The sequence below is a fragment of the Mesorhizobium sp. M2A.F.Ca.ET.042.01.1.1 genome (assembly GCF_003997405.1).
Taxonomy (GTDB): domain Bacteria; phylum Pseudomonadota; class Alphaproteobacteria; order Rhizobiales; family Rhizobiaceae; genus Mesorhizobium.
In genome coordinates this window covers 1-15,989 of the sequence record NZ_RZRX01000014.1, presented here as the reverse complement: position 1 = coordinate 15,989, position 15,989 = coordinate 1, and the positions used below count along the sequence as shown (strand labels likewise).

Annotated in this window: 15 protein-coding genes; 2 read left to right on the top strand and 13 right to left on the bottom strand. The window is 64.4% G+C overall.

The genetic code is table 11. The annotated features are described in order from the left end of the window. Positions 1-4: 4 nt before the first annotated feature. From EOA23_RS03965 to EOA23_RS03910, 12 genes are read right to left on the bottom strand one after another with little or no spacing between them, the layout of a single operon-like run. Positions 5-253 carry a cytochrome C oxidase subunit IV family protein gene (locus tag EOA23_RS03965; RefSeq protein ID WP_127302953.1) on the bottom strand — a complete coding sequence of 83 codons (249 nt, stop codon included), beginning with the start codon at positions 251-253 and terminating at the stop codon, positions 5-7. Beyond that, positions 250-885 carry a cytochrome c oxidase subunit 3 gene (locus EOA23_RS03960; protein WP_127302952.1) on the bottom strand — a complete coding sequence of 212 codons (636 nt, stop codon included), beginning with the start codon at positions 883-885 and terminating at the stop codon, positions 250-252. Before EOA23_RS03960 ends, EOA23_RS03965 begins: the two co-directional genes overlap by 4 nt. Beyond that, on the bottom strand, positions 882-2,525 hold the full coding sequence (gene ctaD / locus EOA23_RS03955) for a cytochrome c oxidase subunit I (RefSeq protein ID WP_127302951.1): 1,644 nt from the start codon (positions 2,523-2,525) through the stop codon (positions 882-884). The genes EOA23_RS03960 and ctaD overlap by 4 nt, the downstream gene beginning before the upstream one ends. Beyond that, the gene (coxB, locus tag EOA23_RS03950) at positions 2,522-3,475 is read right to left on the bottom strand and encodes a cytochrome c oxidase subunit II (RefSeq protein ID WP_127302950.1); all 954 of its coding nucleotides are present in this window, start codon (positions 3,473-3,475) and stop codon (positions 2,522-2,524) included. Before coxB ends, ctaD begins: the two co-directional genes overlap by 4 nt. Next, the gene (locus tag EOA23_RS03945) at positions 3,472-4,224 is read right to left on the bottom strand and encodes an SCO family protein (RefSeq protein ID WP_127302949.1); all 753 of its coding nucleotides are present in this window, start codon (positions 4,222-4,224) and stop codon (positions 3,472-3,474) included. Before EOA23_RS03945 ends, coxB begins: the two co-directional genes overlap by 4 nt. Beyond that, on the bottom strand, positions 4,221-4,622 hold the full coding sequence (locus tag EOA23_RS03940) for a hypothetical protein (RefSeq protein ID WP_127302948.1): 402 nt from the start codon (positions 4,620-4,622) through the stop codon (positions 4,221-4,223). The genes EOA23_RS03945 and EOA23_RS03940 overlap by 4 nt, the downstream gene beginning before the upstream one ends. Positions 4,623-4,662: 40 nt before the next feature. Next, a complete protein-coding gene (locus tag EOA23_RS03935) occupies positions 4,663-5,775 on the bottom strand; it encodes a hypothetical protein (RefSeq protein ID WP_127302947.1) in 1,113 nt (370 codons plus the stop codon). Continuing rightward, the gene (locus EOA23_RS03930) at positions 5,772-6,314 is read right to left on the bottom strand and encodes a cytochrome c (RefSeq protein ID WP_127302946.1); all 543 of its coding nucleotides are present in this window, start codon (positions 6,312-6,314) and stop codon (positions 5,772-5,774) included. The genes EOA23_RS03935 and EOA23_RS03930 overlap by 4 nt, the downstream gene beginning before the upstream one ends. Beyond that, a complete protein-coding gene (locus tag EOA23_RS03925; protein ID WP_126062575.1) occupies positions 6,311-6,838 on the bottom strand; it encodes a DUF3341 domain-containing protein in 528 nt (175 codons plus the stop codon). The genes EOA23_RS03930 and EOA23_RS03925 overlap by 4 nt, the downstream gene beginning before the upstream one ends. After that, the gene (gene nrfD, locus EOA23_RS03920; RefSeq protein WP_127302945.1) at positions 6,835-8,193 is read right to left on the bottom strand and encodes an NrfD/PsrC family molybdoenzyme membrane anchor subunit; all 1,359 of its coding nucleotides are present in this window, start codon (positions 8,191-8,193) and stop codon (positions 6,835-6,837) included. The genes EOA23_RS03925 and nrfD overlap by 4 nt, the downstream gene beginning before the upstream one ends. Continuing rightward, entirely contained in the window at positions 8,186-11,161 is a 2,976-nt protein-coding gene (locus EOA23_RS03915) for a TAT-variant-translocated molybdopterin oxidoreductase (RefSeq protein WP_127302944.1), read from the bottom strand. The genes nrfD and EOA23_RS03915 overlap by 8 nt, the downstream gene beginning before the upstream one ends. Further along, positions 11,145-11,801, bottom strand: coding sequence for a cytochrome c3 family protein (locus EOA23_RS03910; RefSeq protein ID WP_245456177.1), 657 nt, complete (start codon positions 11,799-11,801; stop codon positions 11,145-11,147). The genes EOA23_RS03915 and EOA23_RS03910 overlap by 17 nt, the downstream gene beginning before the upstream one ends. Before the next feature lie 195 nt (positions 11,802-11,996). Here EOA23_RS03910 and EOA23_RS03905 point away from each other — a divergent pair, with 195 nt between their 5' ends. Both EOA23_RS03905 and EOA23_RS36310 read left to right on the top strand, forming a co-directional pair. Then, positions 11,997-13,721, top strand: coding sequence for a PQQ-binding-like beta-propeller repeat protein (locus tag EOA23_RS03905; protein WP_245473987.1), 1,725 nt, complete (start codon positions 11,997-11,999; stop codon positions 13,719-13,721). Between the two features lie 141 nt (positions 13,722-13,862). Further along, positions 13,863-14,453 (top strand): PQQ-binding-like beta-propeller repeat protein, encoded by a 591-nt coding sequence (locus EOA23_RS36310; protein ID WP_245473985.1) that lies wholly within the window; start codon positions 13,863-13,865, stop codon positions 14,451-14,453. Between the two features lie 255 nt (positions 14,454-14,708). On the opposite strand, the gene EOA23_RS03900 is transcribed toward EOA23_RS36310, so the two are convergent. Continuing rightward, positions 14,709-15,989 (bottom strand): molybdopterin cofactor-binding domain-containing protein (locus EOA23_RS03900; RefSeq protein ID WP_145966395.1); only part of this gene is annotated, 1,281 nt, incomplete at its 5' end.

The following is a 15,989-nucleotide window of genomic DNA, read 5'->3' as shown; positions in this document are numbered from 1 at the left end:
TCTCCTATCGCCCGATCAGCGTCAGCCCGAACAGGATGATCAGCCAAAGCCCGGTGGCCGCGACGGCCAGCCGCGGCAACGTGCCGGTCAGATGCATGAACAGCATGGCGATCAGGACAGCCTTCGCAGCGGCGATCGCCAGGTTGAGCGCGACGTTGAAACCGCCCAGATCAAGAAATGACGAGCCTACCGTCAGCGCCAGCAGCGCGAGCAGGCCGAGATAGCCGAACGTGAGTTTGCGCAGTTCGCTCATCGGTTGATCAGGTAAAGAACGGGGAACATGAACACCCAGATGATGTCGACGAAGTGCCAGTAGAGGCCTGTGGCCACGATCCGGCGCAGGCGGTTGGCGGGGCTGGCTGTCCGCCAGAGCGCGATCATGCCGGCGATGACCACGATGCCGCCGATCAGGTGCAGCGCATGCAGCGACGTCATCGTGAAATAGAGGCCGAAAAAGAATTCGGCATGAACCGGATCCGGCCCGGCATAGCGGAACGGCAGGCCGAGGAGCGGCGCCAGACCGTCGTGGATTTCCTTGCCATATTCGATCCCCTTCACGACCAGGAAGCACACGCCCAGGCCTGAGGTGACGACCAGCGCCCAGACCGTCGCGCGCCAGCGCCTCTGCAACGCAAGCCTGTGCGCCAGCGCCATGGTGAAGCTGCTGGTGATCAGCACTGCCGTGTTGAAGGTGCCAAGCGGCAGCGAAAGGCGTTTCGAGGCGGCCGCGAAGGCAGGGCCGAAATCGATATGGGCGATGAGGAAGACGAGGAAGATCGCGCCGAACAGCATCGCCTCGGAGCCGATGAACACCCACATGGCAAAAGTGTCGGCGCGCCGCTCGCGTTGCGGCGTGTCGAAAACGACGCTTTCCGTGCCGCTCATCCCGCTGCCTCCTCCCGGTGCGGGCTGAAGCGCTCATGCTCCAGCCCCTTCATGTCATAGGCATAGGCCGGTCGCGTTACGACCGGCATGGTCTCGAAATTATGCGGCGGCGGCGGTGAACCGGTCTGCCATTCGAGCCCGGTGGCGTTCCACGGATTATCGGGCGCCCGGGCGCCGCGAAACAGCGACCAGCCGAGATAAAACAAGGGCATCAGATATCCGATCGCCAGCACCACCGCGCCGGCCGAGGACAAGACGTTCCAGAACTGGAACTCCGGCGGATAGGTGTGATAGCGGCGCGGCATGCCGTCGAAGCCCAGCACATATTGCGGGAAGAAGGTCAGGTTGAAGCCGATGAAGGTGACGGTCGCCGCGATACGCGCCGACGTTTCCGAATACATGCGGCCGGTCAGCTTCGGCCACCAGAAATGCAGGCCGGCCATATAGGCGGTCACCATGCCGCCGACCATGATGTAGTGGAAATGCGCGATGACGAAATACGTATCGTGGACATGGACATCGACCGCCAACGCCGCAAGGAAGAGCCCGGCCAATCCGCCGAAGGTGAACAGCGCCAGGAAGAACAACGCATAGAGCATCGGCGCCTCGAAGCTGATCTCGCCCTTGCGCAGCGTGAGGCTCCAGTTGAACACCTTGATCGCCGACGGGATCGCGACGCAGAAGGACAGGAACGAGAACACCACGCCGGCATAGGCCGACTGCCCGCTGACGAACATGTGGTGGCCCCAGACCAGGAAGCCGAAGACGGCGATCGCCATCGACGACATCGCCACCGCCTTGTAGCCGAACAGCGGCCGGCGGCTGAAGCAGGGCAGCACCTCCGACACCACACCCATGCCGGGCAGGATCATGATGTAGACGGCCGGGTGCGAATAGAACCAGAAGAGATGCTGGAAGAGCAGCGGATCGCCGCCGAGAGCGGGATTGAAGATGCCGATGCCGAAGACGCGCTCCAGCACGATCAGGACCAGCGAGGCGGCGAGCACCGGGGTTGCCAGCACCATCACCAGGCTGGTGGCGTAGAGCGTCCAGACGAAGATCGGCAGGCGGAACCAGGTGAGCCCGGGCGCGCGCAACGTGTGCACGGTGACGATGAAGTTGATGCCGGTCATGATCGTCGAGAAGCCGACGATGAAGACACCAAACGCCGCGGTCGAGACCCAACCATTGGCATAAAGGGTCGATAGCGGTGTGTAGAAGGTCCAGCCGGTGTCGACGCCGCCGGCGACCACCGCAAACAGCGCGAACAGGCTGCCGAAGATGAAGACGTACCAGCTGGCGAGGTTGAGCAGCGGGAAGGCAAGGTCGCGCGCGCCGATCATCAGCGGCAACAAGAAATTGCCTAAGGTCGCCGGAATCGACGGGACCAGGAAGAACCAGACCATGATGATGCCGTGCAGCGAGAACAGCCGGTTGTAGACATCGTCGGAGACGAGATCGCCGGCCGGTGTTGCAAGCTCGATGCGCATCAGCACGGCCATGGCGCCGCCGAGGAAGAAGAAGGCTGTCAGCGAGATGAGATAGAGCCACGCGACGCGTTTGTGGTCGGTGGTGAGCAGCCACGCCCGCGGACCGCTTCCCTCCTCCAGATATGTGCCCTGCATCGCCGCGTTGGTCATGGCCTGGCTCCAGCCGTTGGTTGCGGCGAAAGCGACTTCAGATAGGCAAGCAGCATCTGCAGCTCGCCCTCGTCGATGACGCCGTCGAAGCTCGGCATGACCGGCTCGTAGCCTGCGGCGACCTCCTTTTTCGGGTTGAGAATGGAGTCGCGCAGGTAACGCTCGTCGGCGATGACCGTCTGCTGATTGTCCAGCGCCACAGGACGGCCGAAGACGCCGTCAAGCGACGGCGCCCTCACCTTGCTGCTCGCGCCGTGGCAGCCGGAACAGCCGAGCGCCCGAAACAGCTTCTCGCCGCTCGCGGCAAGCGTCTCGCCTTCGCCCTGGCTATTCAGCCACGCGGCATATTGCTCGGGCGCCATCGCGGTCACCCAGCCGCCCATTTCCGAATGCTGCGTGCCGCAATATTGGGCGCAGAACAGATGGTAGCGGCCGGGCTGGGTGGCGATGAACCAGATATGCGTCGTGCGGCCTGGCAACGCGTCCTGCTTGATGCGGAAGGCCGGCACGTAGAAGGAGTGGATGACGTCCTGCGCGGCGAGCGACACGACCACAGCCTTGCCGACGGGAACATGCAATTCGTTGATCTCGCGCTGGCCGCCGGGTTGCCTGAACTCCCACATCCACTGTTTGCCCAGACCGCTGATCTCGAGCGCGTCGGCCGGTGGATGGTCGCGGCGAACGAAGAGCGTCGCGCCCCAGCCGAAGAAGATGAAGGCGATGACCAGGCTGGCGACGGTCCAGCTCATCTCCAGCGGCAGGCTGCGGGAACGCTTGCCTGTTCGATCCGCATTTGAGCCGACGCGGTATTTCACGGCGTAGCCGACGACCAGCCCGGTGAGCGCCAGTCCGAGAACGGCTGAAAAAGCAAGCAGCGTGTAGAACAGCGCGTCGACCTGGCCGGCTTCGGATGAAGCCTCCTGGGGGAAAAAGGGGACGCCGAAGCTCACCTCGCCCTCCCCCAGCCTTGCCATAGCACCGTCACGCCGAGACCGAACAGCGTCGCCAGGCTCGCCACTTTCAGAGCCGCCCAGATCGCTGGCGTGTACTGGCCCTTCGAACTGTCGAAGCCAGCGCAGAGCAGGAAGACATGATCGGCAATCGACCCGAGCCTGTTCCCCGACGCTTCGATCAGCGCGAGCTGGAGATCACGCGGCGTGAAGGTCAGCGCCGGCAGCACCTGCGAAATTCGGCCCGTTGGGGTAAGCGCGATAACCGCTATCGGATGAACGAACTGATCGATGCCCTTGCGCCGGTCGAACGTGATGCCGGCCTCTTTAGCCAGCGCCGCGCCGGCGCCATCGCTGCTGGTCAGGAAGCGCCAGGCAGCCAGGCTTGCCGGACCGGCTGCGGAAGCGATTTCTTCTTGCGCCGTGATTGCGTCGGCCGGTGTCTCCCCGGAATCGATCGAGATGAACAGCGCGCGGTAATCCGCCGGGCGAAGCGATGTCTTGTTCAGGTCGGAGGCGACGGCCTGCTGGGTGACGCCGCACAGGTTCGGGCATTTGTCGTAGCCGAAGATGACCAGCGCCGGATGGCCGCCCAGCGTTTCGCGAAGCGTCTGCTTCCGGCCTCTGGCGTCGATCAATTCGCGGTCCAGCGTCAGCTGCGCACCGAGCTTCGGATCGAATGTCGGTCGCTCGGCGGCAAGGGCCGCCCCGACAACCAACAGACAAAGCGCGGCTAACAGGCTTCTCATCGCCCTGCCTCGCCACTTTGCTGCTGGCAATTCTGGGCCTGGGGTGTGCGGGGAACTGCAGCCGCGAGCAGGCTGCAATCGCCAGGTTCCGGGGCTGCGGTGTCGGGCTGGGACCAATCCGGCAAGCCGTTGCTGACCACTGCCCACATCGCGTCGTCGATCGGAATGCGAGCGATGCCGGCCTTGCGGTCGACCCAGCCGAGCATTTTCAGCTGGCGATCCTCCTCGGCGCGGAAGCTGACAAGATCCTGCCTTGGCGCGCTCTGCAAATCAGGAGCTTCCGGACTGGCGTTCTCGGGTTGCGGCAGCCAGCTTGGCGTGGTGTTGAAGAGGACCTTCATGCAGAGCGCGGCCAAGGCCAGAAACGCCAACAGCCCGCCGCCGAATGCGAGCAGCACCCTTGGCTGGACATCGCGCGTCTCGGGATGGCGGCGAGCTTTAGCCATGGGCGGCCTCCCGCTTCCACCAGACGATCGTGTTCGGCCGGCGGAGCAGGAAAAGGAAGACTGCCAACCAAAGGCCTCCAACGCAGGTCCAGGCGGCAATGTCGCGCCAGAATCCGAACGGACCACCGGCGAAGAGCGGTGGTCGAATGCGCCAGAACACATCGGCGAGATGGCCGGCCAGAACTATGCCCGCCAGCCAGATCAGGCCGCCATGGCTGCGCTTGAGCTGCCGGCTGAGCGAGCTCGCGAACACAGCCGCCTGCAAGGCAACCAGCAGCCACAGCAGATACTGCCAGCCGCCGGTGGCGCGGACGATGTACCAGCGGATCTCGTCCGGAAGGTCTCCACCCCAAACGACGATCCACTGCATGAAGGCAAGATAGATCCAAATCAGCACCAAGCCGAACTGCATATTGGCGAGATCTTCGCTCAATGCGACATCTTCCTCGCCGCCGGGCAAGACCTCCACCGCCCGCCTCGCCGCCAGCACGAGGACGGCAAGCGCAAATGCCCCGACCACTTCGGCCGCCGCCTCGCAAAGCGCGTAGATGGTCGAGGTGAATTCCGGCTCGAGGGACAGCACCCAGTCGATCGAAAAGACGCTGACAGCAAGCGCGTGGAGGATCAGGCCGAAAGCATATTTCCTGCCCTTGCCGGTCTTTGCGGAATCCTCCGCAGTCGAGCCTAGCATCATCCAGGCGAGAACGACCCAGATCGCGGCGCAGACGGCGAAGCGCAACAGGAAGAACGGCATGTTGAGATAGGCGAGCTTCTCGCGAACCTTCTCCGGCAACATCGCGGAGTCGGCCCCGGCCCAAGGAATGACCAGATCGAGCCTCATCAGCACCGGCAGGAGCAAGATCAGCGCAAGCGGAAGCATCGCGATCATGATCCGCAAAGGCTGACGGACCGCCTCGCCCCAGCGGCCGCCGGTCAGCCCGTGCACCATCAGGATCGTCAGCGCGCCGAGTGGAAAGCTGAGCACGAAGATGGACGCCGGAAGCCAAGCGCCCAGCATTGCCTTGGCATCGAGCGACACCCCAAGCCCGCACAGGACAAGTCCCGCAATGCCGGCGGCCAGAAAACCCTGCTCAAGGCGGCTCATGGCGAGGCCTCCGCTTCGAGCCGTGCGCGCAAGGCCTGTGGGAGTTCGGCGACGGGTGCGTCGCGCGAATATTGCAGGGCGCGGATGTAGGCGACGATCGCCCAGCGGTCCTGCGGCGGCACCCGCGCCCCGTAAGAATACATGGCGCCATAGCCGTTGGTGATGACGTCGTAGAAGTGCCGGTCCGAAGCCTTGCGCAGCCCATCCTGATGGTAGCTCGGCGGCGCCGGGAAACCGCGCTGGACGATCATGCCGTGACCGTCGCCGGTGCGGCCGTGGCAGGGGGAGCAGAAGATATCGAAACGCTGCTGGCCGCGCTGCAGCAGCTCGATCGTGATCGGATAGGGTATCCGCTGCGGGGTCGGCGACAAATCGGCGTCGCGCGTGACCGTGCCCGCCAGTGGCGTGCGCGCAGACATGCCGTCGGCGAATTGGTTGCTCGCCTCCAGCGGATCGTAACGCGGCTGGTCTTCCATGTCCTGCCGGCAGCCGGCGATGGCCAGCGCACCTAGCATGAGCGTGAGGCTGAGGCGGCTCACGCCTCGACCTCCTCGACCGTTTCGGCGCCGAGCCGCGTCAGCTGGCCCCTGGTCACGCCCTTGCGGTATTGCGGGTCGGCCGCTTCGATCAGCAGATAGAACCTGCCGCCGCGCGCATAGCTGAAGCTCTCGGCGTTGAAGACCGGATGATGGTAGCGGGGCAGGCCGTTGGCCGCGAGCAGGCCCAGAAAGCCGGAAAAGGCGGCGCCGAGGATGCCGGCCTCGAAAGCGATGACGACGAAAGGCGGCCAGGAATGCAGCGGCCTGCCGCCGACATTGATGGGATAGTCGACTTCGACGGAATACCGGATCAGCGCATAGACGAGAGCAGCACCTGCAATACCGCCGGCGAGCACGACCCAAGGCAGGCGCGTCTTCGGGATCTCCAGTATCCCGTCCAGCTCCTTCATCGGAAAGGGCGAGAACGCATCCATGCGACGATAGCCGCGCTCGCGCATGCCGCGCGCGGCCTCAACGAGCGCTTCGGGATCGGCAAACGCCGCCATGAGACCGTAGAGGCTCATCTGAGCTTGCCCTCTTCTTCGGCCAACTCCTCGACTTCGAAGATGGTGATCGCCGGCAGGATGCGGATGAACAGGAAGACGAGCGCGAAGAAGGTGCCGATCGAACCAAACAGGACGCCGAAATCGAGCCAGGTCAGCGACTGCTCGCCCCAGGCGGACGGCAGGTAATCGCGGCTTGGTCCCGTCACGACGATAATGTAGCGCTCGATCCACATGCCTGTGTTGATGGCGACGGCGATCGCGAACAGCAGCCGCATATTGCGGCGGATGCGCCTGAACCACAGCAGCTGCAGCACGCCGCAGTTCAGGCCGAGCATTGTCCAGAACAGCGGCGCATAGGGACCCAGAGCGCGCTGCGCCATCATGGCGCGTTCATAGGGCTCGCCCGAATACCAGGCGAAGAATGCTTCCGAGACATAGCCATAGGCGACGACCATGCCGGCGGCGATCATCAGCTTGGCGGCATTGTCCATGTGACGCGGCGTGATCAGGTCCTCGACCGAGAAGGCCCAGCGCAGCGGAATGGCGATGGTAAGCACCATGGCGAAGCCCGAGAGCAGCGCGCCGGCGACGAAATAGGGCGGGAAGATCGTCGAGTGGTAGCCGGGCGTGATCGCGAAGGTGAAGTCGAGCGAGACGATCGAATGCACCGAAACGACCAGCGGCGTGGCCAGGGCCGCGAGCAGGAAATAGACGGTCTGGTAGCGCGACCAATGATAGGCCGAGCCGCGCCAGCCGAGCGCCAATATGCCGTAGAAGAGCTGCGCCGGTCTCGACCTTGCGCGGTCGCGCAGCACCGCCAGGTCGGGCAGCAGGCCCATGTACCAGAACAGCAGCGAGACGGTCGCGTAGGTTGCGATCGCGGCGAAATCCCAGACCAGGGGACTGCGCCATTGCGGCCAGTGCATGTGCACATTGGGCAGCGGCAGAAGCCAATAGAAAAACCACGGACGGCCGAGATGCAGGATCGGGAACAGCCCCGCCATCGCGACCGCGAACAGGGTCATGGCTTCGGCGAAACGGTTGATCGAGGCGCGCCATGGCTGTCGTAGCAAAAGCAGCACCGCCGAGATCAAGGTGCCCGCATGGCCTATGCCGATCCACCAGACGAAGTTGGAGATCATCGTGCCCCAGACCACGGGCAAGTTGATGCCGTAGGCGCCGACGCCGACGGAAATCAGATAGGTGATCGAGTAGAGGAAGAACAGGACGAGCAGGAAGCAGAGGAAGAACGCCGTCCAGAAATGGCGCGGCAAGCGGCCGTTGAGCACGATCGAGCCGATGCGCCCGCTGATCTCGGGAAAATCGTGGCGGCCGCGCAGGACGTCCAAGCTGTTCGCGGTCGCCTCAGCCATCGGTCGCCTTGCCCGGCTTGGCAAGCTTGCCGTTCGGATTGGAGATCTTTCCCAGATAGGTGGTGCGCGGCCTTGTGTTCAACTCCTCCAGCAGCGCGTAATTCTGCGGCGCGCTTTTCTCGCGGACGACCTTTGCGTCTTTCCTGTTGCGGTCGCCGAAGGTGATGGCCTGGGTCGGACAGGCCTGCTGGCAGGCGGTGACGACTTCACCATCGGCAATGTCGCGATTTTCGATCTGCGCCTGGATGCGCTTGGCGCTGATACGCTGGACGCAGTAGGTGCATTTTTCCATCACGCCGCGCGAGCGCACGCTGACATTGGGGTTATGAACGCCCTGCTCCGGCCCGGCTTCGTCCTTGTCGAATGACTGGTGGTCGAGGAAGTTGAAGCGCCGCACCTTGTAGGGGCAGTTCTGCGAGCAATAGCGCGTGCCGATGCAGCGGTTGTAGACCTGCGCGTTCAGCCCATCATGCGTGTGCACGGTTGCGTTGACCGGGCAGACCACTTCGCAAGGCGCCTTCTCGCAATGCATGCATGGCACCGGCTGGAAGAAGGTCTCGGGCGCATCGAGCGGTCCGGCATAGTAGCGATCGACACGAAGCCAATGCATTTCGCGGCCGCGCTCGCATTCGTCCGGCCCGACCGTCGCGATGTTGTTTTCCGCCTGGCAAGCGGAGACGCAGGCCATGCAGCCGAGGCAGGCCGAGAGGTCGATCGCCATTGCCCAGGCTTCCTGATCGTAATGCCAATCAGGATAAAGCGACTCCGTCGGGGCTGGCGGCGCATCGTTGCGGACGAAATCCGGATCCTGCCGGAATGCATCGAGCGACGCGTGGCGCACGATGGCGCGGCCTTCCATCGCCTGATGATGCTGTGTCGTGATGACCCGCGCGCTGTTCTCGCGCGGCGTGATTACAGCGCCGGTCGCCATCCATTCCGCCGCGCCGCGCAAAGGGAACGCATCATAGCCTTCCGACAGCGCGGCAACGGAGCCGGCCTTGCGCCCGAAGCCGAAGGAGAGCGTTATCGTCTCATCCGGGTGGCCGGGCATGATCCAGGCCGGCGCGTCGACGCTGGCGCCGTTGGACGCGACATTGACGACGCGGCCATTCTCGATCTTCAGCCGCTCCGCGGTGGCGGGCGAGATGAGCGCCGCATTGCCCCAGACGATCTTGGTCAGCGGCCGCGGCAGCTCCTGCAGCCACGACGCATTGGCAAAGCGGCCATCGCGCAGCCACGGATCGGCGACGAACCGTATCTCGATGCCGTCGGCGGCCTTCGCCGCCGGTCTCAAGCCGCCCAGATCAGGCGGCACGGTGACGGATACGGGCCTGGCGGCGCTGTTCGACATGACGCCGTCACGCAACGCCTTCTTCCAGGCATCGTCATCGAGCGCTGCCCAATGCTGCCGGACGATCGCCAGCGGATCGGTCTCGAACTGGCCGCCAAACACGGCGAGCAATTCATGCATGGTCTTGCCATCGTAAAGCGGCTTGATCAGCGGCTGCACAAGCGAGGCGGCGCCGTCATGGGCGCGGATGTCGCTCCAGCTCTCGAGCTCATGCGCCGCCGGCACATGCCAATGCGCCAGGAACGCGGTCTCGTCACGATAGAGCCCGTGATGGACAAGCAGCTTCAGGCTGGAGAATGCCTTATGCGCATCGAGCCTCGCTGGAGCCGTGTGCAGCGGGTTTGCGCCCAGCACCACGACCGTGTCGATCGCGCCATCGCCGATTGCCTCACACAGCGCGACCAGGTCGCCATCGACCTGCAATGCATCCGGCGGCTCGATCAGCTCGACCGTGTTGCCGAGCGCGCCAAGCTTCGCATTGGCAGACAAAGCGGCGGCTTGAACGAAGGCGCTCTGATGCGCCCCTGCAATGACCAACGCGTTGCGGCCCGCCGCCCTCAGGTCGTCGACCAGCGCCGCCCTCCAGGCCTGGTCGATCGCCGAGCCGGAGCCCCCGGATTGGCCGGCCAACGCCGCGCTCAATCCGGCGGCCACGGATTCGACTTCACTTGGCTTGATCGCAAGACGATGGTCGGCGGCAGCCCCGGTTATAGTGGACGTCGATTCCACTACATAGAGCCGGCTCATCCGGTCGTTAGGGCTTCGCACACGCCGGTGCGCGGCAAGGTCTCGGGCATAGGCAAGTCGCCCAGGTCCTTCTCCGAGGAAATCGGCGTCGAGGCTGAGGATCACATCTGCACGGTCGAAGCGATAGATCGGCGTCAGCGACGATCCGAACAGCGCGCGCGAGACTGCCTCTGCGGCTGGCGTTGCCAATGGGTCATGGCGATAGATTTTCAGCTCGGGATAGCGGACCCGCAACGCATCGATCTGTGCTGCGGCGGTCGGCGATGTCGCAGCCTCAACCAGCAACGCCCCGCCCTGCCCTTGCGATGCCGCCCAGCGCGAGACAAGCGCCGCCATGTCCTTGAGGAAATCGCCGTAAGCTGCCGGCTCGCCATCCTTCAGCGGCGTGCGCGAGCGGTCAGGATCGAACAGCGTCAGCGCGGCTGCCTGCATCACAGCGTCGGTCGCGCCGCGCGACGCCGGATGATCGGGATTGCCCTCAACCTTGGTCGGCCGCCCCTCGTGGCTTTCGACGATGGCGCCAATGCCGAAGCCGTCGCTGGACAGCGTCGTCGCATAATGGACAGGCTTGCCGGGAACGAGGATTTCCGGCTGGCGCACATAAGGCACGATGCTTTCCGCCCTGCTGCAGGCGGCCAGCCCGGCAAGCGACAGCGAGGCGCCCATCAGCTTCAGCAGCGTGCGCCGGTTCGGCTTTGCCGGCAGGCGTTCCGCGATTGCCGGGAATTCGGCCTCGACCAAGCGCCGGAATTCAGCGGTCCCGGCGATCTCGTCCAGGCTGCGCCATATTTCGCCGTCATGCGCCAGCCGCTTGCGCAGAGCCTCGATGTCGATGGCGGAGCCAGGCCTGTCGTCAGCGATGGCAGACATAGCAATCCGTCATCGTCTCGGGATGGATGTCGAGCATGCCGATCAGTTGCCGCCTGATCTCATCAATGTCCGCAGGCGGCTGCCAGTGCATCAGGAACACGTCCTGTGGCGGACGCAAATTGGGCTGCGGATTGCGATGGCAGCCTAGGCACCATTCCATGCTCAGCGTGTGCGCTCGCATGGTCAGCGGCATCCGGTCGACCTCGCCATGGCAGGTCTCGCAGGCGACGCCCTTGTTGATGTGGATCGCATGGTTGAAGAAGACGAAGTCGGGCACGCTGTTGACGCGCTGCCATTCGATCGGCTTGCCGCTGGCCAGGCTTGCGCGCACCGGCGCCAGCATATTGGCATTGGTGAAAAGCTGGGAATGGCAGGTCATGCAGATTTCGGTGGCCGGCAGACCCGCCGAAGACGAGGTTTCGACGCCGTTGTGGCAATAGCGGCAGTCGATGCCGAGCTCACCGACATGGTGCTTGTGGCTGAACGGCACCGGCTGCGCCAATGGCTCACCTACTCCCGTTACCAGGTCCGAACGGGGCAGGATGATCCCGATCGCGGCGGCGATCAGCAGAACGGCACAACTTCCCCAAATGACAAAGCGCGCAACGCCATTGGCGTTTTTCGAGAAGATCTGCGGCATCCCCTCGCCGATTCTGCTGAAGGCAAACCCAGGGTTGACGACACCTAACGGCGCTTTCGCCGCGAAAGTTCCGAAGCCGCACAAGGATCACAGAATGGTGACCACAACCGGGAACGGGTCGCGGATTTCATCCGCAACCACAGCCGCCCGCATGCGTTCGCCGGATATCACAACAGTTTCACGCTGGAAAATGCCATGCCCGACGCCGCTGCAAACAACCCCCGTCGTCCTGTGCGCCATCACGGCGTTGCTTATTGGTGGAGAGCGCTGGTCGGCGTGCTGCTGGTCATTCTTGGCCTGCTGATCGGCGGCGGCGGCGCCTGGCTGATCGCCCTCGGCGGCTCCTGGTACTATCTGCCGGCTGGCATCGCGTTGCTGCTCGCGGGCATTCTGCTGCTGGCCGGCAACATGGCCGGCGTCTGGCTATATGTGCTGACCTGGCTCGCCACCCTCGCCTGGGCCTATTGGGAGGTCGGTCTCGATGGCTGGGCCCTGATGCCACGCACCCTTGCTCCTACGATCATCCTGATTTTCGTGCTGCTCGCGATGCCCGCCTTCCGCGACCGGACAAGGCGCGGGGGCCGAAACGCAGCCTATGTGACCGGCCTGCTGCTGCCGATCGCTGCGCTGGCGGCGTTCGGCTTCCTGCATATCAATGCCTCGGCGCAGTCACAACCGGCGCAACCGCCAGCGCCAGCCGCGCAATCCGCGCCGAAGGGGGCGCCGGCGTCGCAGGATGCCGCGATCCATCAGGCCGGCAATGACTGGCCGGTCTATGGCGGCTCGGAACTCGGGACGCGCTATTCGCCACTCGATCAGATCACGGCGGCCAACGTCGCCAAGCTCACCCGCGTCTGGTCGTTCCACACCGGCGACATGCCGACCGGGGCAACCAAGGACCTCTATTCGCCGGAGAACACGCCACTGGAGATCGGTGGCCATCTCTATGCCTGCTCGGCCAAGGACATTGTCATTTCCGCCGATGCCCGCAGCGGCAAGGAAGAATGGCGCTACGACCCGAAGGTGCCGGACAACACGATACCCTACGGCGCCAGTTGCCGGGGCGTCGCCTATTTCGCCGCTCCAGGCGCGAATGCCGACCAGGCCTGCGCCACGAGGATCATCTTCGGAACGCTGGACGCAAGGCTGATCGCCATCGACGCCAAGACAGGAAGACCTTGCTCGGATTTCGGTCAGCAAGGCAGCGTCGATCTCAACCAGGGCATCGGCGAGACGGTGCCTGGCTGGTATTCCATCACGGCGCCGCCGACCATCGTGCGCGGCATCGCCATCGTCGGCGCACAAGTCAAGGACGGCCAGGCCGAGAACGCGCCCTCGGGCGTCGTGCGCGGCTATGACGCCACCACCGGCAAACTGACCTGGGCATGGGATATGGGCCATCCCGATCGCACCGGCGCGCCGCCTCAAGGCGACACCTACACGCGCGGCACGCCGAACATGTGGACCGTCGCCGCCGCCGATCCGCAGCTCGGCTATGTCTACCTGCCGCTCGGCAATGCCGCCGTCGACTATTACGGCGTCGATCGCAAGGGTTTCGAGAACGAGTTAAACTCCTCGATCGTCGCCATCGATGTCACGACGGGCAAGCCGGTCTGGCATTTCCAGACGGTGTATCACGATCTCTGGGACTACGACCTCGGATCGCAGCCGACGCTGGTCGACTTCCCGACGGTGACGGGCAAGATCCCGGCCATCATCGTGCCCAGCAAGCAGGGCCAGATCTACGTGCTCGACCGCAAGACCGGAAAGCCGCTGTTCCCGGTCGAGGAGCGCAAGGCGCCCTCGGGCGGCGTCGAACCGGACAAGCTCTCCAAGACGCAGCCCTATTCCGGCTACGCGCATCTCGACCAGCCGGCGCTGACCGAAAAGGATATGTGGGGCATGAGCCCTCTGGATTAGCTCTACTGCCGCATCCAGTTCCATCGTGCCTCCTATCAGGGCGAGTACACGCCGCCGACAGTCGACCGGCCCTTCATCGAATATCCTGGCTACAATGGCGGCTCGGACTGGGGCAGCATCGCAGTCGACACCGACAACGGCGTGCTGATCGCCAATTACAACGACATGCCGAACTACAACCAGCTCATTGCGCGCCAGAAGGCGGACGAGATGGGCTTCAGGCCGATCGACAAGGGCGGCAGCCCGAAAAAGGTGAAGGATATCGGCGATCCGCAGGCCGGATCGCCCTACGCCATCGCGGTCAATGCCGGCTGGCGCCTGTCCACGGGCCTGCTCTGCTCGAAGCCGCCTTATGGCCATATCCGCGCGATCGATCTCAAGACCGGCAGGACGCTGTGGGACGAGCCGCTGGGCAGTGCCGAAAGCAACGGCCCGTTCGGCATCCCCTCGATGCTGCCGCTCACCATCGGAACGCCGAACAATGGCGGTCCGCTGGTGACGGCCGGCGGCCTGATCTTCATCGCCGCGACCACCGACAACAAGCTGCGCGCGATCGACATCAGGAGCGGCAAGGAGGTGTGGCAGGCCGATCTTCCCGCCGGAGGCCAGACCACGCCGATGACGTACGAAGTCGGCGGCAGGCAGTATGTCGTCATCGCGCCCGGCGGCCATCATTTCATGGAAACCAAGGTCGGCGACGAAGTCATCGCCTACGCTCTGCCGGCGGGGTAACAGACGTCGGTTGAGCTAAAGCAGGGGCCTCGAGACCCTTCAGCCCTTCGGGTCGTTGCGGCGCCGCTGCGTCTCTTGTGACGGACCGCCTCTCGGCTCCGCCAGCCGCCGGCTCCGGCGCCTGGCGAGGACATACATCCAGATCAAAATGAGGATCAGGGGGATGCCCGCGATGGGCAGCATCCAAACGCCAAGGTGAAACATGGGTTTCGCCCTGTCAGAGAAAATAGCTGTGCGCGTTCATCGCAGGCGTGCTCAAACGAGCAACTGCTCGATCCTGATCGGCAGGTCGCGGATACGCTTGCCGGTGGCGTGGTAGACCGCGCTGGCGACGGCAGCGGCCGTGCCGACATTGCCGAGCTCGCCGAGGCCTTTCACGCCGGCGGGATTGACCGCATGGTCGACCTCCGGCACCAGGATCACCTGCAGGTCCTTGATGTCCGCATTGACCGGCACAAGGTAGTCTTGCAGGTCGCGATTCACATAGCGCGCGTAGCGCCTGTCGACCTCGGTCGCCTCATGCAACGCCTGACCGATGCCCCAGATCATGCCGCCCATCAACTGGCTGCGCGCCGTGCGGGTGTTCATGATGCGGCCGGCGGCAAAGGCGCCGACGATGCGCGGCACGCGGACTTCCCTGGTATAGCGGTTGATGCGGACTTCGACGAACTCGGCGCCGAAGGCGTATTTCACGGAATCCTCGTCCTGCTCGCCGCCATGGAACTCCGGCGTTCCGGCATAGAGCTTCTTCAGCGCCTCCGGCGTCGCGCCCTTGGGGGCGAACTCGGCATATTCCTCAATCGCGCCGACCTGCATGGCTTTCAGGACATCCCCGACCTTGGCCGAGGCGCCGCTCTTCGCCACGATCTTGCCGCCGGCAAGCTCGAGTTCCTCATTATGGGAGCTGGCCAGCGGACCGCCTTCCGCGGTCGCTGCGGCGTAGAGCTTGGTGCGGATAGCGTCGCAGGCCATGAGCACCGCCGAGCACACGCTTGCCGTGGAGATCGACCCGCCCGAGACCGGAGCCGGAGGCAGGCCGCTGTCGCCCATTTCGACGCTGATCTTGTCGATGCTCACACCGAGACGCTCCGACGCCATCTGGCCGGCCACCGTGCGAACGCCTGTGCCGATCTCGTGCGAACCGCATTGCAGCCGCACATCGCCGTCGACCGTCAGGCGCACGCGCGCCGCGCATGGCGCGACGGCCGTTGGATAAATCGCCGTGGCGCAGCCCATGCCGACCAGCCAGTCGCCGTCGCGCATCGCGCCGACCTTCGGATCGCGGTCGGCCCAGCCAAAAGCTTCCGCAGCCTGGTCGTAGCACTGGATCAGCGAACGGCTGGAGAACGGCTTCTTGCCGATCGGCTCCGTCTTGGGCTCGTTGATCCGGCGGAATTCGACAGGATCCATGCCAAGCGCAACGGCCATCTCGTCCATGGCGTTTTCAAGCGCGTAGACATAAGGCGTCTCGGGCGGTGAGCGCATGTAGCCCGGCGTGTTGCGGTCCGCCTGCACCAGCGAGACATGGGTCAGCAC